At 51.1% G+C, this 21,189-nt stretch carries 16 protein-coding genes; 13 read left to right on the top strand and 3 right to left on the bottom strand.

What is annotated here, in order from left to right:
- Positions 1–196: 196 nt before the first annotated feature.
- Positions 197–1,129: a LysR substrate-binding domain-containing protein gene (locus tag B3Z23_RS02795; protein WP_294901312.1), complete on the bottom strand. Its 933-nt coding sequence runs from the start codon at positions 1,127–1,129 to the stop codon at positions 197–199.
- A gap of 104 nt (positions 1,130–1,233) precedes the next feature.
- Between B3Z23_RS02795 and B3Z23_RS02790 the strand changes: the two genes are divergently transcribed.
- The 9 genes from B3Z23_RS02790 to B3Z23_RS02750 all read left to right on the top strand — a co-directional run bounded on the left by B3Z23_RS02790 (position 1,234) and on the right by B3Z23_RS02750 (position 12,951).
- Entirely contained in the window at positions 1,234–2,610 is a 1,377-nt protein-coding gene (locus tag B3Z23_RS02790; RefSeq protein ID WP_294901311.1) for an L-serine ammonia-lyase, read from the top strand.
- Positions 2,552–3,772: a GlxA family transcriptional regulator gene (locus tag B3Z23_RS02785; protein WP_294901308.1), complete on the top strand. Its 1,221-nt coding sequence runs from the start codon at positions 2,552–2,554 to the stop codon at positions 3,770–3,772. Before B3Z23_RS02790 ends, B3Z23_RS02785 begins: the two co-directional genes overlap by 59 nt.
- A 428-nt stretch (positions 3,773–4,200) precedes the next feature.
- Positions 4,201–5,502, top strand: coding sequence for a serine hydroxymethyltransferase (gene glyA, locus B3Z23_RS02780; RefSeq protein WP_294901306.1), 1,302 nt, complete (start codon positions 4,201–4,203; stop codon positions 5,500–5,502).
- Between the two features lie 19 nt (positions 5,503–5,521).
- Complete coding sequence (locus tag B3Z23_RS02775; RefSeq protein WP_294901303.1) at positions 5,522–6,772, top strand: sarcosine oxidase subunit beta family protein; 1,251 nt, start codon at positions 5,522–5,524, stop codon at positions 6,770–6,772.
- Between the two features lie 16 nt (positions 6,773–6,788).
- Positions 6,789–7,151, top strand: a complete 363-nt coding sequence (locus tag B3Z23_RS02770; RefSeq protein WP_294901300.1) for a sarcosine oxidase subunit delta — start codon at positions 6,789–6,791, stop codon at positions 7,149–7,151.
- Positions 7,148–10,186, top strand: a complete 3,039-nt coding sequence (locus B3Z23_RS02765; RefSeq protein ID WP_294901297.1) for a sarcosine oxidase subunit alpha family protein — start codon at positions 7,148–7,150, stop codon at positions 10,184–10,186. The genes B3Z23_RS02770 and B3Z23_RS02765 overlap by 4 nt, the downstream gene beginning before the upstream one ends.
- Positions 10,179–10,820: a sarcosine oxidase subunit gamma gene (locus B3Z23_RS02760; protein ID WP_294901294.1), complete on the top strand. Its 642-nt coding sequence runs from the start codon at positions 10,179–10,181 to the stop codon at positions 10,818–10,820. Before B3Z23_RS02765 ends, B3Z23_RS02760 begins: the two co-directional genes overlap by 8 nt.
- Positions 10,821–10,884: 64 nt before the next feature.
- On the top strand, positions 10,885–11,751 hold the full coding sequence (gene purU, locus B3Z23_RS02755) for a formyltetrahydrofolate deformylase (protein ID WP_294901290.1): 867 nt from the start codon (positions 10,885–10,887) through the stop codon (positions 11,749–11,751).
- Between the two features lie 153 nt (positions 11,752–11,904).
- Positions 11,905–12,951, top strand: a complete 1,047-nt coding sequence (locus tag B3Z23_RS02750) for a GlxA family transcriptional regulator (protein WP_294901287.1) — start codon at positions 11,905–11,907, stop codon at positions 12,949–12,951.
- A gap of 42 nt (positions 12,952–12,993) precedes the next feature.
- On the opposite strand, the gene B3Z23_RS02745 is transcribed toward B3Z23_RS02750, so the two are convergent.
- Positions 12,994–14,373, bottom strand: coding sequence for an MFS transporter (locus B3Z23_RS02745; protein ID WP_294901284.1), 1,380 nt, complete (start codon positions 14,371–14,373; stop codon positions 12,994–12,996).
- A gap of 855 nt (positions 14,374–15,228) precedes the next feature.
- Between B3Z23_RS02745 and B3Z23_RS02740 the strand changes: the two genes are divergently transcribed.
- The 4 genes from B3Z23_RS02740 (at position 15,229) to B3Z23_RS02725 (ending at position 19,361) form a co-directional block, all read left to right on the top strand.
- The gene (locus B3Z23_RS02740; RefSeq protein ID WP_294901281.1) at positions 15,229–16,143 is read left to right on the top strand and encodes a dihydrodipicolinate synthase family protein; all 915 of its coding nucleotides are present in this window, start codon (positions 15,229–15,231) and stop codon (positions 16,141–16,143) included.
- Positions 16,140–17,648: an aldehyde dehydrogenase gene (locus B3Z23_RS02735; RefSeq protein ID WP_294901278.1), complete on the top strand. Its 1,509-nt coding sequence runs from the start codon at positions 16,140–16,142 to the stop codon at positions 17,646–17,648. The genes B3Z23_RS02740 and B3Z23_RS02735 overlap by 4 nt, the downstream gene beginning before the upstream one ends.
- On the top strand, positions 17,645–19,000 hold the full coding sequence (locus B3Z23_RS02730; protein WP_294901275.1) for an NAD(P)/FAD-dependent oxidoreductase: 1,356 nt from the start codon (positions 17,645–17,647) through the stop codon (positions 18,998–19,000). Before B3Z23_RS02735 ends, B3Z23_RS02730 begins: the two co-directional genes overlap by 4 nt.
- A 73-nt stretch (positions 19,001–19,073) precedes the next feature.
- Positions 19,074–19,361: a hypothetical protein gene (locus B3Z23_RS02725; protein ID WP_294901272.1), complete on the top strand. Its 288-nt coding sequence runs from the start codon at positions 19,074–19,076 to the stop codon at positions 19,359–19,361.
- A gap of 92 nt (positions 19,362–19,453) precedes the next feature.
- Here B3Z23_RS02725 and proP read toward each other — a convergent pair whose 3' ends face one another.
- The gene (gene proP, locus B3Z23_RS02720; protein ID WP_294901268.1) at positions 19,454–20,929 is read right to left on the bottom strand and encodes a glycine betaine/L-proline transporter ProP; all 1,476 of its coding nucleotides are present in this window, start codon (positions 20,927–20,929) and stop codon (positions 19,454–19,456) included.
- Positions 20,930–21,189: the final 260 nt, after the last annotated feature.

Genomic DNA, 21,189 nt, shown 5'->3' with positions numbered 1-21,189 from the left:
TTAATTATCAGAACACTGCCAGCAGGTTAATCGCTGTAGTCTGCTGCGGCAGCTTTGAAGCCCCTGTGATGACAGACAGATCCACCAGGCACTCTCAAAATTTCAGGATAAAATGATGGCTCAGCACTGTCCGACAGTCTGGTTATTCCGGTGATCTGCCGTAGAAGCAGGTCACTGTCGGACAATACCTTTCAGGTTACAGAGAGATTTTCCTGTCGGACATTCTTGCCTGTTCCAGCAACCAGTCATAAATAGCCCGTTTTGCCGGTTCGTTTAGCGTCCCTTCGCTGTAAGCCACCACGTATCGCTTTTTCACGTTGACCGGCGTACCAAACGGAATGATCAGTGAACCTTCCTCCAGATCTTCGTTGATCAGGTTTTTCCGGGCAATAGCCACGCCGATCCCCCGCTTAGCCGCATCGATAGTCAGATGATTGCGGTTAAATTTATGACCACGGCGAACATCAATATCTTCTGCCCCGACGGCCTGTAAATAAAATGCCCATTCGGCATACTCATGGCTGCCACGCCAGGCAGTGACATCATGTAATAACGGATAATGTTTCAGCTGGCTGACCTCTGTCAGTGGCGGCCGGTTAATCAGTAAAGAAGGTGAGCATACCGGAAAAATCTCTTCTTCAAATAACGGGGTGGTTATCAGCCCGGGGTAACTGCCGTCATTCAAATCGATGGCTAAATCAAAGTCATTACCGTGTAATGAATCACTGCTGTCTTCAGCGGTAATCCTTAATTCAATGTTAGGAAAATCATGCACCAGCGCGGGTAAACGTGGCATCAGCCATTTATTCAGAAATGACGGAATACACCGTAGCCGGAATTCACCGCTAATCCCGGCAGAATTGAGTAACCTTAACTCTTCAATGACCCTGCTGTGCATTTCATTCGCGACAACCGCCAGCCGCTGGCCCGGAGCGGTAAGTTCCAGACCTCTGCCGGCCCGGTGAAATAACAAAAATCCCAGTTTATCTTCCAGTTGCTTTATTTGCTGACTGATAGCGCCCGGCGTCACATTCAGTTCTTCCGCGCAGCGGGTAAACGACATATGTCGGGCTGCACAGGCAAAAACCTGTAAGTGAGCATGCATCTGTGCGTTTACAATTTTTTTCATCTGTCAGTCCTGCTAATCATTGTTTTAGGAAATATCGATTGTTGACGGCGTTCAATTAGCCCAGGCTAGCGCAATTCAGGAAAACCGTCCCCAAGGATATTGTTATGGCTATTAGCGTCTTCGACTTATTTAAAGTCGGTATTGGTCCTTCCAGTTCACATACTGTCGGCCCCATGAGAGCGGCGGCGTTATTTGTGAAGCAACTTCAGGAAAACGGCCAGCTGTACGATACCTGCCGGGTGGTTGTCCGTCTCTGGGGATCGTTATCGGCAACCGGCGTAGGTCATGGCAGTGATCGCGCCACTATAACCGGGTTAACCGGAAAATGGCCAGACGAGGTCGATCCTCTGGAAGCTCAGCAGGAAATTCAGCAATTACTGGAAACCGGTACCTTGTTGCTGGCAGGGTGTCATCCCATCCGTTTTGACTGGGCTCAGGATATGCAACTGCGGGATGAGTTTTTACCTTATCACCCTAATGCTATGACATTAATGGCTTTTTTCAATAATGGTGAGAGTGTTCAGACGACCTATTATTCGGTGGGTGGCGGTTTTGTGGTGGATGAACAGCAGGCTTTGCAGGGGGAGGCCGACAGCGAACAGACGTCGCTGCCTTATGATTTCTCTTCTGCCGCTGAACTGTTGGCACTGTGCCGCCGTGAAGGGTTGTCGGTATCACAACTGATGATGGAAAACGAAAAAGCCTGGCGCAGTACAGAAGAAACAGAGCGGGGGATTATGCTGCTCTGGGAGGAGATGCAGTCCTGCGTCCGGCGCGGGCTGTCGTCATCAGGGATATTACCCGGAGGGCTGAAGGTCCGCCGGCGGGCACATTCCCTTCATCAGTCATTGATTGCGGCCAGCCAGCCAAATGTCATTACTTCCACCCTGTCCGCAATGCAGTGGGTGAATCTGTTTGCACTGGCGGTCAATGAAGAGAATGCCGCGGGCGGGCGGATGGTGACTGCACCGACCAATGGCGCTGCAGGGATTATTCCGGCAGTCCTCCATTACTACATGCAGTTTGCCGGAGCGCCGGCGCCGGGGGATGTGGTACGTTTTTTCCTGGCCGCTGCTGCTGTGGGTGTTTTGTGTAAAAAAAATGCCTCTATATCCGGTGCCGAAGTGGGCTGCCAGGGGGAGGTGGGTTCGGCATGCGCCATGGCGGCAGCCGGGCTGGCTGAAGTCCTGGGAGGAACACCCGCTCAGGTGGAAAATGCGGCAGAAATAGGGCTGGAACACAATCTGGGGCTGACCTGTGACCCGGTCGGCGGTCTGGTACAAATCCCCTGTATTGAACGCAATGCCATTGCTGCGGTGAAAGCGATTAATGCCGCACAAATGGCACTCAGTGGTGATGGCTCACATATTATTTCTCTGGATTCTGCTATCCGCACCATGCGGGATACCGGGAAAGATATGCATGAAAAATATAAAGAAACTTCCCGTGGGGGACTGGCTGTTAACTATGTTGAGTGCTGAGTCAGGTAAAAATGTGATGTTACCTGAGTCGGAAACTGATGATATTCTCGGTTCGCAGACAGCCTTATTGTCAGAACGGATACCGATGAATAATAGCATGCCATTACACACCACCTTAGCACCGGTCACTGAAGATCCCCCCATCGTGGTGGGTTTTGTGTTATTGCAACGTTTTACATTGCTGCCGTTTGCCGCGTTCGTTGACTGCCTGCGTCTGGCGGCGGATGACGGTGACCGCAGCCGCCAGTTACGCTGCCACTGGACATTTATGACCAGCACCGGTGAAGCGGCGACCGCCAGTTGCGGAGCCTCGGTCAGCCCTTGCGAACCGTTCCGCAAACCTACTGACTTTGATTATATCGTGGTGATTGGCGGGGTGTTGGATGATAAAGACAAGTTTGACCCACGGGCTATTGAGTATCTGCGCCTGGCCGCTAAACAGCAGGTGCCCCTGATTGGTCTGTGCACCGGCGTCTTTGCGTTACTGCATGCCGGGGTACTCACCGGTAAACGCTGTTGTGTCAGCTGGTATCATCATGGCGACTTACTCCGCCGCTTTCCTTCAATATCACCGGTCTCTGACCGGCTGTTTATTGAGGAAAATAATATTATTACCTGTGCCGGCGGCGTCGCCGCGGCAGATGTGGCTGCCTGGCTGGTGGAACGTCACCTGGGTAAAGCCTGGGCGATGAAAAGCCTGCATATTATGCTGATTGATGAACGACGCCAGGCGGAACACCCTCAGCCACAACCGGTGGTGTTTGAACGGGTCAATGACCGTCTGGTGCGTCGGGCAATAGATATGATTTCTCAGAATTTAGGTGAAACCATTTCTGTGGAGGAACTGGCTGCGCGGCTGGGTACGTCCCGACGAAATATCGAAAGAAAGTTCAGCGATGAACTGGGTATTGGTCCGCAAAAATTTGCCCGTAATTTACGGTTACGCTACGGTTTATGGCTGCTGTATTACACCTCCCGTACTATCACCGAAATCAGTGAACGTTGCTGCTTCTCTGACTCTGCCCATTTTTCCCGCCATTTTCGGGACATGTTTGGTTATCCTCCATCGGCGGTCCGTAAGCAAGGACAGCATCCTGGCATCGAGCGTGTCGATCCATTTTTCCTCCATATACAGCGGGATGTATCCGATCCTCAACGCTGAATCCTGCTTGCCTGCATAGGAATTCCAGTGACTATTTATGACTGTGCTGCCCGCGGGCGCAGGTTTACGATTGTTTTTTGGAAACTGTCATCACTTTTTCTTATCTCTTAGCGTGAATATACAAAAATTCATAATAAGAAATTATCCATACATCCCACTAATCATGGTGTCTGTGTCGCTAACATCTGGTAAAGATGTCGCAAACGTTCAAGCGATTGTCAGAGGCTGTTGATATTCTGAATCTGAAGATAAAGCCTGAGCAGTTCGGAAGATCAGACTGATATTCAGCGATAACCGCTAAGAATTCTTTCCCTTTCCCTCTCTGCGATGACCTCTGTATTTGTCGTATTTCCGTGGTTACGGATGACGAATGCCCCGGGCTGGTAATCACCTATTTTAACTCAGTCATTCACCGGGAGGGTGGAACTATGAATTGCACTGATTTACAGACCAATGATCCACAACTGCACGCCGCGATTGTTGATGAAATGATTCGGCAGGAAAACCACATTGAATTAATCGCTTCTGAAAATTATGCCAGCAAACAAGTGATGGCAGCTCAGGGGAGTCAGCTGACCAATAAATATGCAGAAGGCTATCCGGGGAAACGTTACTACGGTGGCTGTGAACATGTCGATGTGGTTGAACGTTTAGCCATCGAACGCGCCTGCCTGCTGTTCGGTGCCGATTTTGCCAATGTACAGCCTCACTCTGGCGCACAGGCGAATGCTGCGGTATTTATGGCACTGCTTTCTCCCGGCGATACGTTGCTGGGGATGAGTCTTGCCCATGGCGGCCATCTGACCCATGGAGCAGCACCTAATTTGTCGGGCAAACACTACAATGCCGTGCAATACGGTCTGGACCCGGCCACTGGTGAAATTGACTATCTGGAAGTCGAAAGGCTGGCTCAGGAACATCAGCCAAAACTGATTGTTGCCGGTTTCTCGGCTTACTCCCGCGTGGTTGACTGGCAGCGTTTCAGGGAAATTGCTGACAGTGTGGGTGCCTGGTTAATGGTTGATATGGCTCACGTTGCCGGACTGGTCGCCGCGGGCTGCTATCCCAGCCCGCTACCCCATGCTCATGTTGTGACCAGCACAACGCATAAAACACTGCGCGGACCTCGTGGTGGCCTGATCTTATCTTCCTGTGGTGATGAAGATCTCTACCGCAAACTCAACAGTGCCGTATTCCCAGGTCAGCAGGGTGGTCCGCTGATGCATGTCATTGCAGCGAAAGCGGCAGCCTTCCTTGAAGCCATGAGCCCGTCGTTTATGCAGTACCAGCAGCAGGTGGTTAAAAATGCCCGTGCCATGGCCAATATTTTTATTGCCCGTGGTTATGATGTTGTATCTGACGGAACCGATAACCATCTGTTTTTAGTCTCTTTAATTCGTCAGGGCCTGACAGGGAAGGATGCCGATGCCGCCCTGGGACGTGCCCATATCACCGTTAATAAAAATACGGTTCCCGGAGATCCGCAAAGCCCGTTTGTCACCTCAGGATTAAGGATTGGTACCGCTGCAGTTACCAGCCGCGGCTTTACTCTGCCGGAGTGTGAAAATCTGGCGGCATGGATCTGCGACATTCTGGACGCGATGTCTGGTCCACAAGGCAGTAGTGCCACCGAAAACAGAGTACGCGGCATGGTCGCTGAGTTGTGTGCCCGCCATCCGGTATACGGTCAGCCTTCTCAGGATGTGCTGTCTGATCAGACGATCGCGTAACTTTCGCCAGGAGATCTCTATGGAACGTTATTCAGGTTTTGGTTTAGTCAAACACGGGTTGAACTACCACGAAAACTGGCAACGGTTGTGGCGTAACCCACAACCGAAGAAACAGTACGATGTGATTATTATCGGCGGTGGCGGACATGGTCTGGGCACGGCTTACTATCTGGCCAAAGAATTTGGTATTCGCAATGTTGCAGTCATTGAGAAGGGGTGGCTGGGTGGGGGAAATACCGCCCGTAATACCACGATTGTGCGTTCTAACTACTTATGGGATGAAGCTGCGGCCTTATTTGAACACTCGGTAAAATTGTGGGAAGGGCTGTCACAGGATTTGAACTATAACGTGATGTTTTCCCAGCGCGGCGTATTGAACCTGGGACATACCCTGCAGGATATGCGTGACATTCAGCGCAGGGTCATTGCCAACCGGTTAAACGGGATTGACGGAGAAGTGCTGGATGCCCGTCAGGTTCAGGATCTGGAGCCTTTGCTGGATTGTTCGGCCCGTGCCCGCTTCCCGATTATGGGAGCTTCCTGGCAACCCCGTGGTGGGGTGGCACGACATGATGCTGTTGCCTGGGGTTTTGCACGCGGTGCCGATGCGCATGGTGTCGATATCCTGCAACAGACCGAAGTGACAGGACTGATGATCCGCGACAATCAGATTTATGGTGTTCATACCACCCGTGGTGATATTGAAGCAAAAACGGTCGGTTGTGTTGTTGCCGGTAATTCCGGGGTACTGGCGAAAATGGCCGGTATCAAACTCCCTCTGGAATCACATCCGTTGCAGGCACTGGTCTCTGAGCCGTTAAAACCGGTTGTGAATACTGTGGTGATGTCTAACCATGTTCATGGTTATGTCAGCCAGTCAGATAAAGGCGATCTGGTGATTGGTGCGGGTATCGATGGTTATACCGGCTACGGTCAGCGCGGCAGCTACCCGATCATTGAACATACCTTGCAGGCGATCGTGGAAATGTTCCCGTCTTTTTCCCGGGTCCGTATGAACCGGCAGTGGGGCGGCATTGTTGATACGACTCCGGATGCCTGCCCGATTATCTCTAAAACCAAAGTCAACGGGCTGTATTTTAATTGCGGCTGGGGCACCGGTGGATTCAAAGCTACTCCGGGATCTGCGCATGTCTTTGCCGCCAGCCTGGCAAAACGGGAAATGCACCCTATTGCAGCTCCCTTCTCAATTGATCGTTTCAACACCGGTGCACTGATCGATGAACACGGCGCAGCCGCGGTCGCACACTAACTGACAGGAGCGAAACATGTTGCATATCTATTGTCCGTGGTGTGGTGAACACCGGGGAGAAGAAGAATTTCATGCCAAAGGACCGGCACATCTGATACGTCCGGCTGAACCAGAAGCCTGTAGCGATGAGCAGTGGGGCGATTATCTGTTCTTTCGTGAGAATCCCCGCGGTCTCTATCAGGAATTATGGGTCCATTCAGCCGGCTGCCGTAAATTTTTCAATATGACCCGTCATACGGTGAGTTACGAAATTCTTGAAACCTATCGTGTCGGCGAGCAGCCGAAGGTTACTGCAGGTGCTGAGGTTGTGGCCCTGCGTTCAGAAAAAAGCCGCGAAGAGTTGTCAAGTCTGCGGGTCACTGAAGGGGAACGGGCATGAAACAGATTAACCGTCTTGGAAGTGGCGGCCGTATTGACCGCTCCCGTAAGCTGCGTTTTACCTTTAATGGTACGGAAATGGAAGGCTATGAAGGCGATACCCTGGCCTCAGCACTGTTAGCCAATGGTGTCGATATTGTTAACCGCAGCTTTAAGTATTCGAGGCCGCGTGGGATTGTCGCGGCAGGTGCCGAAGAACCCAATGCGGTGGTGCAGCTGGGGGGGCACGCCTCTGAGCAGGTGCCGAATGTCAGAGCAACCCAGCAGGCGTTATACGAAGGCCTGCAAGCCCGCAGCACTAACGGCTGGCCGGATGTAAAGCACGATATGATGGGTATTGTGGGTAAGGTGGGAGGTCGGTTTATGCCCCCGGGGTTTTATTACAAAACCTTTATGAAACCCGCTTCGATGTGGAAAACCTACGAGAAATATATCCGTAAAGGTGCCGGGCTGGGTAAAAGTCCGCTGGGTGAAGATCCGGATATTTACGACCATTTCAATCAGCATTGTGATGTTTTAGTGATCGGTGCGGGCCCGGCAGGACTAATGGCTGCTCTGGCTGCGGCACGCAGTGGTGTGCGGGTTATCCTGGCAGATGAGCAGGAAGAAATGGGGGGCAGCCTGCTGTCATCACGCGAGCTGATTGATAATAAGGCGGCATTGATCTGGGTGAAAAAGACCCTGGAAACATTGTCAGCGATGGATAACGTGCAGTTACTCCCTCGCACAACGGTCACCGGTTATCACGACCATAATTTCCTGACACTTCTGGAGCGCAGAACCGATCATCTTGGGATCTCTGCCCCAAGGACACAGGCGCCACGTCAGGCCAGGCTGCGTCTGCATCGTGTCAGAACCAAACGAGTGGTCCTGGCCAGCGGTGCACATGAACGTCCTCTGGTATATGCAGGTAATGATATTCCGGGCAATTTTGTGGCTGGCGCATTGTCGACTTATATCCGCCAATACGCGGTAGCACCTGGCAATAAACTGGTGTTGAGCACCAGCAATGACTATGCCTATCGAGCAGCACTGGATTGGATTGAGTCTGGACGCGAAGTGGTGGCGGTGGTTGACTCACGCCCGGCACCCAAAGGCGACCTTATTCGCCAGGTCAGAGCCCGGGGAGTGCAGGTCATTACCTCATCTGCGGTTATTGAAGTCCAGGGAACCGAACGGGTTCGCCGGGCGCTGGTAGCCGAAATTGATACGCTGCTGTTCCGGGTGGTCGGAAAAGTTACCACGCTGAATTGCGATACCGTGGCCAGTTCCGGCGGATACAGCCCTGTGATTCATCTGGCATCACACACCGGCGGTCGCCCCGAATGGCAGAATAATATCCAGGGCTTTGTCCCTCCGGTGGTGAAAGGCATGCTGGCGACCGGTAGCGCCAACGGGATTTATTCCACGGGAGCGGTGCTGCAGGATGGCGCTTTTATGGGGTTACAGGCGGCGCTTGAAAGCGGCGGAGAGCGGATTCACAGTGACGTTCCTCAGACCTCCGAAGGACTGGAAGGGGAATCCATGCCACTGTATCAGGTGCCTCATTCTAAACCTACGCTACGTGCTCCGAAGCAGTTTGTTGATTTACAGAATGATGTGACAGCCGGGTCTATTGAACTGGCGATTCGGGAAGGTTTCGAATCAATAGAACATATCAAGCGCTATACCGTGATGGGTTTCGGTACCGATCAGGGAAAACTCGGAAATATCAATGGAATGGCTATTGCTGCGCGCATCCTTGGCCGGACCATTCCTGAGGTCGGTACCACCGTATTCCGCCCTAACTATACCCCTGTTGCCTTCGGTGCGGTAGGCGGACGTTACTGCGGTGAATTGTTCCAGCCGGAACGATATACCGCTCTCCATGCCTGGCATGTTGAACATGGTGCAGTATTTGAAGATGTGGGCCAGTGGAAACGCCCCCATTATTTCCCGAAAAAGATCAACGGCCAGACCGAAACCATGCATCAGGCAGTCATTCGTGAATGCCGCGCGGTTCGCGAAGGTGTGGGTATTCTGGATGCGTCCACGTTAGGGAAGATTGATCTGCAGGGACCCGATGTTCGTGAGTTTCTGGAACGGGTATACACCAACAAATGGGCCAAACTGCCGGCCGGACGTGTGCGTTACGGTCTGATGTGTCGTGATGACGGCATGGTCATGGATGACGGGACCACCAGTTGCCTCGGCGAGAACCATTTCCTGATGACCACCAGTACCGGCGGGGCGGCGACGGTCCTTGAATGGCTGGAGTTATGGCATCAGACTGAATGGCCGGAACTGAAAGTCTTGTTCAATTCCGTCACCGATCACTGGGCAACGATCTCTGTTTCCGGTCCGGAAGCCAGGAAATTACTGGCAGAGGTCAGTGATATCGATCTCAATCGCGACGAATTTAAATTCATGGACTGGCGTGAAGGTATGGTGGCTGGTGTCCCCGCCAGAGTCTTCCGTATCTCCTTCACCGGTGAATTGTCTTTTGAAATTAATGTCCAGGCGAACTATGCCAAACATGTGTGGGAAACACTGTTCCGGCATGGCGAAAAATACAACCTGACGCCGTATGGCACTGAAACCATGCACGTACTGCGTGCTGAAAAAGGCTTCATTATCGCGGGGCAGGATACTGATGGTTCAATGACCCCGATGGACCTGGGGATGCAATGGTGTGTGGCGAATGACAAGCCATTCTCATGGATTGGTAAACGGTCACACCAGCGGCCAGATACCGTTCGAAGTAATCGTAAGCAACTGGTAGGGCTGAAACCTAAAGATCCGGCGGTGATCCCGCAGGAAGGGGCGCAAATTGTCAGTGATCCTAAACATACGATCCCGGCGCCAATGATCGGTCATGTCACGTCAGCCTATTACAGCCCGACGCTGGACAGTGGCTTTGCACTGGCAGTAGTGATGGGGGGATCGCAACGTCTGGGGGAAACCGTCTATATGGCTGGTTCAGACGGCAGTATGCACCCTGCGGAAATTGTGAAGTCCATATTTGTTGACCCGAAAGGAGAGCGCCAGAATGTCTGATTTTCCCTCTGTGAGAACCTTTAACTCACATCCTGCGGCCACGGTTCCGTCTGAGTCACCACTGGCCTGGACATTCCGGCAACCCGTGAAACCGGTGACAGATAAGAGCCGTGTGGTACTGCGTGAGCAGGAGTTTTTCGGCCATTTGCTGCTGCGCGGAGAAGCGGTTGTGTTGGATAAAGCGGTGCGGGAAGTGCTGGGTTTTTCCCTGCCGGGTCAGCCACTGACGGTGACCCGTGACAGTCAGGAGCGCTATAGCCTGCAGTGGCTGTCTCCGGATGAATGGTTACTTATAGTGCCACCAGGAGAGGAATTTGCCATTGAGAACGGGTTACGTACGCTATTGGAGGATGCTTTTTATTCGATAGTGAACGTCAGCGGTGGACAGACATTACTGACTCTCGAAGGACCTTCAGCACGCGACATACTCATGAAATCGTCGAACTATGATGTGCATCCGCAGAACTTTCCGGTGGGTAAGGGTATTAGTACTGTGTTTGCCAACACTACGGCCCTGCTCAGAAGAGCCACCGATACCCGCTGGGAGCTGGTGGTTCGTCGTAGTTTTGCGGATTACAGCTATCGCTGGTTAGTGGATGCCGGTGAAGAATACGGCATTGGTGTGGCTCGTTAACCCGCAGACTGTTTCTGATCTCAGCCCCGGGCCGGTGTTCTGGCCCGTTAAAAGGATGACTACCATGAGCCTTAATCGCGATGCCTGGATTATGACCGCTCAGTGCCCAAGCCAGCTCGGGACTGTCGATGTTGTGACAGGATTTTTGAAGCAGTACGGGTGCTACATCACTGAACAGCATTCGTTCGATGATAAAATTTCTCAGCGTTTTTGTATCCGTACTGAATTTCAGCCGCAGAACAGTGGTTTTGATCCACAGGAGTTTAGCCGCTGTTTTTCTGAAAAATCTCACTCTTTTGATATGACCTTTGAACTGACCGAGCCGGGCTACCGGATGCCGGTGGTGATTATGGTATCGAAGACAGATCACTGCCTGAATGACCTGCTATACCGCGTGCGTACCGGGAAGTTACCGGTGGATGTTCGGGCGGTGATATCCAATCATCCGGATTTGGAACCGCTGGTACGCTGGCATGATATTCCTTACTACCATTTTCCGGTGACGGCGGAGACTAAAGCGGAGCAGGAGAGCCAGGTATGGCAGGTTATCTGTGACACCGGGGCTGAGCTGGTGGTTCTGGCCCGCTATATGCAGGTGCTGTCGGCAGAAATGTGTCAGCGTCTGGCGGGTAAGGCCATCAATATTCATCATTCATTGCTGCCGGGATTTAAGGGGGCGATGCCTTACCATCAGGCTTATGCCAAAGGCGTCAAACTGGTAGGCGCGACAGCGCATTATATTAATGACTTTCTCGATGAAGGACCGATTATTAGCCAGAAAGTTGAGGTGGTCAGCCATGCCGATTACCCGGAAGATTTAGTGGACAAAGGCAGGGATATCGAGCGACTGACGCTGGCCAATGCCGTCGCTTGTCATGTGGAAAAAAGAGTGTTTTTATATCAGCATAAAACAGTGGTTTTTTCCCGTTAAGTCAATATGATACAGCCCGCACGCCCGGGGTGAGTTAAACCTGAAGGGGGGCTTTATTGCTCCCCTTTTTTTTACGTTGGCTGGCTTTCCCTGCGGGCTATCAGGCAGGCCACGAATCTTGTCATAATGCTACTTGCTTGCAGAGGTACTGTGATGAATAAAAGTGAAACGCCAGCAGGGGATTCACCAAATACTGCAGGGCAGGCCGGGCGGCCTGATCTGCGAATTGCTTTTCTGTTAATGAACCACTTCACTCTGGTCTCGGTTTCCGGACTGGTGGAGTCTCTACGTTTTGCCGCCGATGAGTCTTTTTCAAGCCGGCAGATATTTTGCCAGTGGGAATGGATGACCTGTGATAATCAACCGGTTGTCGCCAGTTGCGGTATGAAGGTCACACCCACCATCGATCTGGATTTCTCTCAGGACTGGGATTACGTGGTGCTGGCGGGGGGATTGCTGGAAGAAACCCGCGATCCCCCTGGCTGGCTGCTGGACGAAGTCCGGACTTTGCATCAGCGTAAAATCCCGCTGATCACTCTGTGCAGTGGCTCATTTATTGCGGGCAATGCAGGGCTGCTTAACGGTAAACGCTGTGCTATCCATTTTACTACCCGTGATGAATTCAGGCAGCGCTTCCCGCAGTCCATTCCGGTCATCGATCAGACCTATATTAATGATGGCGGTATCATCTCCAGTCCGGGAGGAACCTCTATCGACCTTGCTGCCGATCTTATCCGGCGTCATTGCGGCATAGCCCGGACACAAAAAGTCCTGAAATATCTGCTGGTTCAGGAAACTGCCACAACTAAAAGTTCCGGCAGAAAATTACCGGTGGAAAGGGAACAGGAAGTGTATGAGGATGAAATGGTACAGCGGGCCATTCTCTACATGCGTCAACACCTTAATTCCTTTATTACCGTTCAGGAAATTACCGAACACCTGCAGGTCAATTCCCGCCAGCTAAACCAGGCTTTTATCAGAAGTACCGGTGATACAGTGACTGTCAGTTGGCGAAACATGCGGCTGGAGCATGCAAGAAAGATGATGGCATCATCTTCAAAAAGCATTGATAACATCGCTGATATTTGTGGATTTGCTGATGCTTCTCATCTGATTTTATGGTTTCGGAAGCAGTATGGAGAAACGCCGGCATCTTTCCGGAAACGCCGGCGGGAGGCTGAACGTTTGATCAAACCCTGAAGGGATCATGGCGGATAATGGCTGGCATTATCCGCAAGGTTGTCAGCGGGGATAAGTCTGGTTTCTCAGCCCGTTAATTTCAGATAACCGGGGATCCTCCGGCAGGGCGGCGGCATCATTCAGGCTCATGGCCCGGGTTTCCGGTGCCAGCCACCAGGTGGCCAGCAACCCGATAAAGGTAATCGCCGAGGCAATATACATTGTGTCAGTAATCCCCAGATTTTGCAGCGACACAGGCACCAGCCAGGTCCCGACCGCAGCACCCACCCGTGACATGGAGGTACCGACACCGACTGCGGCGGCACGTATCTGAGTGGGGAAAATCTCGTTAGGGTAGACCAGTTGCAAAACCTGAGCACCACCGATAAATAATGCGTAGGCACCGAACATGGTCAGAATGATAAGTGAACTGCTGTTATGTAACCAGCCGAGTAGCAGCAGCGCCAGACCCGACCATAAAAAGCTGTTCAACAGCAGCTTACGACGTCCTATCCCATTGATGAGTCGGGTGGCAATCACACAGCCCACGACAAACAGCAAAGTGATCATCACCGAGCCATAAGACGCCCAGCGACCATCAAGGTGTAGCGCCTGCATCACCCGGGGGGCGAAGGCATATACCGCAAATACAGGGATCACGGAACAGGTCCAGAATAGCGTGACAAACACCATACGTTTACCGTAACCGGAGTGCAGCAAATTGCGGAAAGATAACGTGGTGGTTGTGACTTGTTCAGGAACATTTTTAAGCCCAAATTCCGGACCATAAATACGTTGGATAATCTGTTTAGCTTCGGCATTACGTCCCTTGCTAATCAGCCAGCGCGGGGATTCGGGCATACCCAGGCGAATAATAAACAGAAACGCCCCGAATACGGCGGTACTGGCGAGGATCAGTCGCCATGCATCTGAACCGGCCATATGCAGGATGACTTCACCCACCATGTAGGCCACTGCCGCCCCCGCAAACCACAGAATAGTCAGTACAGCCAGGCGCGGCCCACGATAATTTTTGGGTAAGAACTCGACCAGAAAAGAGGTGGCCACCGGATACTCTATCCCAACCGCCATACCAATCAAAAATCTTAAGGCAAACAATGTCACGCTACTGTTGACCCAATATTGCAGAACGGAACAAAGGGTAAACAGGATAGGTCCGACGAAATACAGCTTCTTCCTTCCCAACCGGTCGGTGAGCGCACCTCCCAGAAACCCGCCAAAGAAAATCCCGATAAGAGCCGACGCGGCAATCATTCCTTCCCAGAAGGAGCTGAGTTTCAGTGCCGGTGAGATTTGAGTCATCGCAATGCCGATTATACTCAGTACATAGCCATCAACAAATGATCCGCCGCCTGAACGGATGGTGAGTAATTTATGAAACCGGTTAAGAGGAACATCTTCTATTGAAAGGTGGCTGGACATATAACTTCAGACCTCTGCTGTCATGGAAAAAGGGAAACACAGTGCGATAGTGCGGCAGTGTTTAAATTTAAACGTTACGCTTTCGTTACTCCTCAATCTTGTTTTTCGGTAAATAACAGAGAATACTCAGGATAGTGTCTCTCTGGAATAATTCGTGGGATTTTTCTGAGCCAAATGGCGATGTTTTTTTATTCACCTGATTATTGTTATCACGATTTAATAGTTTCAGTGATATGAAAATTCTATGTATATATTTTTTATTTATTTACGGAGGGTTTTATTACCGGAAGATGTAATTAATTTCATTGAAAGCATAAAATTTATATAGAGAATAAATGGTGTTTTTTTGACGTGTACGCTATTTATTCAGCCCGGAAAAGGTTGGGGTTCGTTAGTAGATTCACAAATAAGATAAAGATATGAATAAAAAATACTATTCTTAACTAAATGATAAATAATGACTTTATATCCTGATAATGACAAAAAATTATACTTTGCTGTCTTTTCATTGTAAGTCGTTCCTGGCGGCCGATTGACCCCTAATAATCTTCGGTGTAATTATCATGTTGTCAGGTGATAATGACAAATTAATGACTATTAAGTACTGGTGATTTTAAATTTTTATGGTTTGCATAGCTGATCGGTTTGTCGGTGTTCCCCGACTAAGACAGGACGTATGACAATAAATTCATCACCAGTTTTGTTGATGGGCAATATAGGTATTTTAGGGTGGCGAGTTCTGCCGGAAGGATATGTAAAACGGCATCATTTGTTATCTTAACAGGAGTCAGGTCCCACAATATACCGGTTGTCGATTTTTTCAGAAGTATACCGCCAATAATACCCGGAGGGTCTGTGTTTAAATTTGAAGGCATCTATACGCCGGCAGTTACCACTTATGCGGCAGACGGCAGCATCGATAAGAAAAGATTTGCCGAAGTGCTGGAATCATTAATAGAGGCCGGAGTACATGGCATTATCATTGGTGGTTCAACCGGTGAATACTATTCGCAGTCTGCAGAAGAACGTCGGTTTCTTGCGCAAGCGGCGCGGGATATCATTGGCCAGCGGACAGCGCTGATTATTGGTACAGGAGCCACCCGAACTGAGGATGCGGTCGAATATGCACAGCATGCCAGAGAAATTAAAGCCGATGCTATTTTGGTGACATCCCCTCCTTATGCGTTACCGGATTCACTTGAAAATGCTCATCATGCATTGACGGTCGATAAGGCCGCCGGACTGCCGATCATGCTTTACAACTATCCGGGGCGTATGGGTGTCTCGATGGATCAGCTCTATTTTTCTCAGGTCAGCCAGTCATCGAATGTTGTGGCTATCAAAGAGAGCTCCGGTGATGTAAACAACCTGCATCTGCTGGCGAATCACTTCCCTGATATCGCGTTATCCTGCGGCTGGGATGATATGGCGCTGGAGTTTTTCGCCTGGGGTGCCCGTAGCTGGGTATGTGCCGGCTCTAACTTTATCCCGCATGAACATATCGCCCTTTATGAGGCCTGTGTTAAACAGAAAGACTTTGATAAAGGCCGGAAAATCATGTCAGCGTTGATGCCACTCATGAATTTCCTGGACCAGGGCAAATTTGTTCAGTCAATCAAATATGGTTGTGAGCTGGCGGGCTTTAATGTCGGTCCGGCACGTTCACCTCTGCTACCTCTTGATGAGGAACAGCAGCAGCAACTCCGCGATATCATCGCCACAGTCAAACGTGATGTTGCAGCAATCACCCGTGTAGCGGAGGGTCTATGAGTCAGCCATCGGTTTCAGATTATACCCTGATAGCCTCAACAGTCTCTTTCCCGGATAAGGCCTTTATTAATGGTCAGTTTGTTAATGCCGTTTCCGGGGAGACACTGCCGACCGTAAACCCGGCGACCGGTGAGGTACTGGCGCACATTGCTGCCTGCGGTGCCGCTGATGTTGATCTCGCGGTCGTATCAGCCCGCGATGCGTTTGAGCGGGGAAGCTGGCGACTGAAATCACCTGCAGAACGAAAATCAGTGTTGCTGACTCTGGCCTCACTGATGGAAGAGAGCAGTGGGGAGCTGGCGGTACTGGAAAGCCTGGACAGTGGAAAGCCTATTTCAGAATGTATGGCGGTGGATATTCCTGAAACCATCCATATTTTCCGCTGGTATGCCGAAGCTATCGATAAGTTTTATGACCAGACTGCGCCGTCAGGCCCTTCGGCAATGACTCAGATTGTACGCGAACCTGTCGGTGTTGCCGGCTGTGTATTACCGTGGAATTTCCCGTTACTGATGCTCGGCTGGAAGCTGGCGCCGGCACTCGCCGCAGGCTGTTCCGTTATCGTCAAGCCTGCGGAGCAGACCTCATTAACGACTTTACGGGTGGCGGAACTAGCTCATGAAGCCGGACTCCCTGCCGGGGTGCTGAATATTGTGACCGGGACGGGTAAGGATGCTGGTGAGCCCATTGGTCTGCATCCGGATATCGATATGGTGAGCTTTACCGGCTCGACCACTACCGGAAAACGGTTTCTACGTTATTCCGCCGATTCAAACCTGAAGCGGATTGTGCTCGAATGCGGCGGAAAAAATCCGGCCGTGGTGTTTGATGATGTGAGTGATCTGGAGAGTGTCGCGGGTCATATATTAAATGGTGCCTTGTGGAATATGGGCGAAAACTGTTCGGCAACTTCCCGGTTGATTGTCCATGAATCTGTAAAAGAGGCATTACTGGCACGAATGATTGCCAAACTGGATGAATGGCCGATGGGCAACCCATTGGATCCGAAAAACCGGCTAGGTACGATGATAAGTCCGGAACACTTTGCCAGGGTGAGTGCGTATCTCAAACAGGCGCGGGATGAAGGGCTGACCTTTCTCTGCGGCGGAGACACAGAACAGGGAATTTATGTTCAGCCCACGATTATCGATAATGTGCCTGCGGAAAGTCAGTTATTTCAGGAAGAAATTTTCGGTCCGGTATTGTGTGTCACCACCTTCAAAACGGCCGCGGAAGCCGTGGCTCTGGCCAACAACACTCATTACGGACTGGCCGCCTCGGTATTTACGGATAATCTGCAGCGTGCTGTTGCTGTTTCCCGCGCGATACGTGCCGGCACCGTGACCGTCAATTGCTTCGGTGAAGGTGATGCCACAACTCCTTTCGGTGGTTATAAGCAGTCAGGGTTTGGTGGACGGGATAAATCCGTACATGCCCTGGATCAGTACACCGAACTGAAAACGGTATGGATGGATGTTTCTGCCGGTGACGGGTTACTGTCATGAAGAGCCGAACCAGAATGGTTAGCCAACTGCCGGTAGATACCGGCAGATCAGGCTGGGAGGCGATTTCACAGCGCCATCAGCCCAAAGTATCGTTAACGGAAAATATTACCGCTGACTGGCTGATTATTGGTGCAGGTTTTGCCGGGCTTTCTGCCGCACGTCGCCTGTCGCAACTTTGCCCTGGCGATAAGATTGTGGTGGTGGATGCCTGTGAAGTCGCTACCGGACCGGCCGGGCGCAACTCGGGATTTATGATAGACGTACCACACAGCTTATCTACCGGGGAGTATGCCGGTAGTGGTGCAGATGAAACACTAATGGAGATCCGTCTTAATCGTCATGCCATTAGTTTTGCAAGGAGCGCCGCTGAAGAGTACGGCATGTCCGCACTCACGTTTAATCCTTGCGGAAAAATTAATGCCTCAGCCACCGAAAATGGTCTGCGACATAACCGGCACTACGCGGAATCGCTCAGCAAAATTGGCGAAAAGTTTACCCGGTATGACCGCCAGCAAATCAAGGAAATCACAGGATCTGATTACTTTCATGATGGCTTGTATACCCCGGGAGCGGTCATTATTCAGCCGGCACAGTACATTCGTGATCTGGCGGCAGGGCTGCAGAATAATATTACGCTATATGAACATTCTCCGGTTACAGAGCTGACACAACAGGGCAATTGTTGGCGTGCTAAAACACCGCATGGCAGTGTTTCAGCCCCAAAAGTGATACTGGGTGTCAACGGCCATGTTGAGGATTTTGGTTTTTACCGCGGACGATTAATGCATATCTTCACTTATGCTTCTATGACCCGCGCTTACCGGGATAACTCCCGTTTTCACTCCTCCAGTGGTGCAGAGAGCTGGGCATTGCTGCCGGCTGATCCGATGGGAGCGACTCTGCGTAAACTCACCTGCCAGAACGGGGATTCACGGATAGTTATCCGGACGCGCTTTACGTATGACCCTGGTAAAACTATTTCATCTAAGCGTCTGCAGGCGGTGGCCGCAGAACAACGCTTATCCATGGATGTGCGCTTTCCTGAACTCAAACAGTTACCGTTTGAATTTAGCTGGGCAGGGCGACTGTGCCTGAGTCGTAACAGTGTTCCGGCATTCGGTGAAGTTGACCATAACCTGTTCTCCGCCTGCTGTGAAAATGGTCTGGGGACCGTGAAAAGTACCCTGGCTGGCATGATGGTGGCGGAAATGGCGACCGGTACCCGTTCAGAGTTGCTGGGAAAATATCAGCATCAGGCTGCACCTAAACGGCTACCTCCAAAGCCACTGGCATGGTGTGGCATTAATTCTTATATCCACTGGCAGGAACACCGGGCGGGAGCCGAAAGGTAACCGCAGCGTAGAGCCAGATCCGGGCACGGAGGCAACTTCCGGGTTTTTATCTTCCAGACTTTGTGAGGTGTTTATGAAAACAGCAGCAACAATGCACAAAGAATCTTCGGAACATCCCTGGCTGCTCAGACTGAAAAAATTACGGTCTCTGTTCCTGTCGGCCAGTTCTTCGGAGCACCATCTGCCCGGAGAGATGACCGTGATTTACTGTGCTATGGGGCAAGGATTTATTCGGGTTGCGGAAAGGAGTGATCCCCCTTCTGAAGCGGCGGAGATTCGGTCTGAGAACGATAATTTAAGCAACTTAGCAGCGGCGATGCCGGAAGCCTGTTTTGACGGTGGCATGGTTAACTCAAAATAGTCCGGAGGGTGGTGAGTATTGACAGGGAAAGGGTGGGCAAGGGTGGTAAACAGGTTTCACACCGGACTGAGCGGTGTGAAACCTGGCGAGAATTATTGCGCAGGTGTCCGGGGTTCTGCGTTTTTCTTATTACGGCGCTGCAGCTTTTTGATAAGCAGCATGGCTTCCGCTTTAGTGGCTACCGCAGGGGTGGAACCACGTAATGGTTTACGTGCAGTCTCACGCAGGGTAAATACGGTAATAAGGCCAATCACACCCGCAGCCATCAGATAATAGGCCGGCACCATGACATTATGTGTTTTATCTACCAGCCAGGCGGTCAGTAACGGAGTGGTCCCACCAAACAGTGATACCGACACATTAAAGCCAATCGCCAGTGCGCTGTAACGGATGTCTGTGGTAAACAGTGCTGGCAGCGTGGCAGGCATGGTTCCACTGAAACAGGTATGTACCACACCCAGAATAATCAGTCCGGCAAACACGCCCCACATACTTCCCGAGCCAATCAGCATCAGGCAGGGGATCGACAGCACCAGCAGACCGATAGCACCGCCCGCAATCACGGGACGACGTCCGACACGGTCAGTCCAGTGTCCCCAGAACAGGGTCAGTGGCATCATCACAAACATTACCACCATTACCAGCAACAGGCTGCTCAGTTCGCTCAGACCGAGGATACCGGTCAGATAGCTTGGCATGTATGAGGTCAGCATATAGTTGGAGACATTGAACAGTAAGACCAGGCCGATACATTTCAGCATCTGTGCACGGTATTTATTCAGCATCTGCCATAAATTCAGCCGGGGTTTACTGTGTTCCAGAGCTTCCTGTTTTTCCATATGTTGCTGGAACGCCGGAGTTTCTTCCAGTTTCAGACGGACATATAACCCAAACAGACCCAGGGGGGCGGCAATAAAGAACGGGATTCTCCAGCCCCAGTCCAGCATCGTTTGTGCCGGCATGACCGAAGTCAACAGCGTGACCAACCCGGCGCCCAGCAGATAACCCCCCAGGGTACCAAACTCCAGAAAGCTGCCCATAAATCCGCGACGATTATCGGTAGAGTATTCGGCAATAAATGTCGCCGCTCCGCCATACTCTCCGCCGGTCGAAAAGCCCTGTAACAACCGGGCTGCCAGCAGCAGCAAAGGTGCCATAATACCAATGCTATTATAAGAAGGAATTAGCCCGATACAGAAGGTACCGATAGCCATCATAATCATGGTAATCGCCAGGATGCGCTGGCGACCATAACGGTCACCTAACGGACCAAATACCAGCCCACCCAGCGGGCGGACCAGGAAGGCGGCCGCGAAAGTACCAAAGGTCGCAATCAGCTGAGCAGTGGCACTGGCATCAGCAAAGAACACTTTACCAATAGTCACCGCCAAATAGCTGAAGACACCAAAATCGAACCATTCCATGGCATTACCCAGTGCTGCAGCGCCCACGGCGCGTTTCAGCATATCGTTATCGACGATGGTAATATCATCGACGGTCAGTTCTTTTTGTTTTTTATTCCAGAAATGTTTTTTCTGTTTTTCGGTGCTGTTGCTGGTGCTCGTCATACAGTCCTCAATAACGTGGTCAATGAGGGCGTCTTATAGCTTTCGTTGCCATGGAGATAACAGAAAATTGAGAAGGGAAAGAAAGCTATAAGAAGCCAAAAGAATAAGGCCAAAAAATATCGACATAAATCGATATATATTTACCTTAGTATAAAACTGTGACGGGTTTCAAGTTTTGGGCTGAAATAGCTGAATGTATTCCCGGAAACAGAATTATATTTTGATATTTACCAATTGGGCAGGCTAATTGCCTGGGGTAA

The sequence above is a fragment of the Tatumella sp. UBA2305 genome, from assembly GCF_002345795.1.
In the GTDB taxonomy this organism is placed as follows: domain Bacteria; phylum Pseudomonadota; class Gammaproteobacteria; order Enterobacterales; family Enterobacteriaceae; genus Tatumella; species Tatumella morbirosei.
This window is presented reverse-complemented; position numbering and strand designations above follow the sequence as displayed.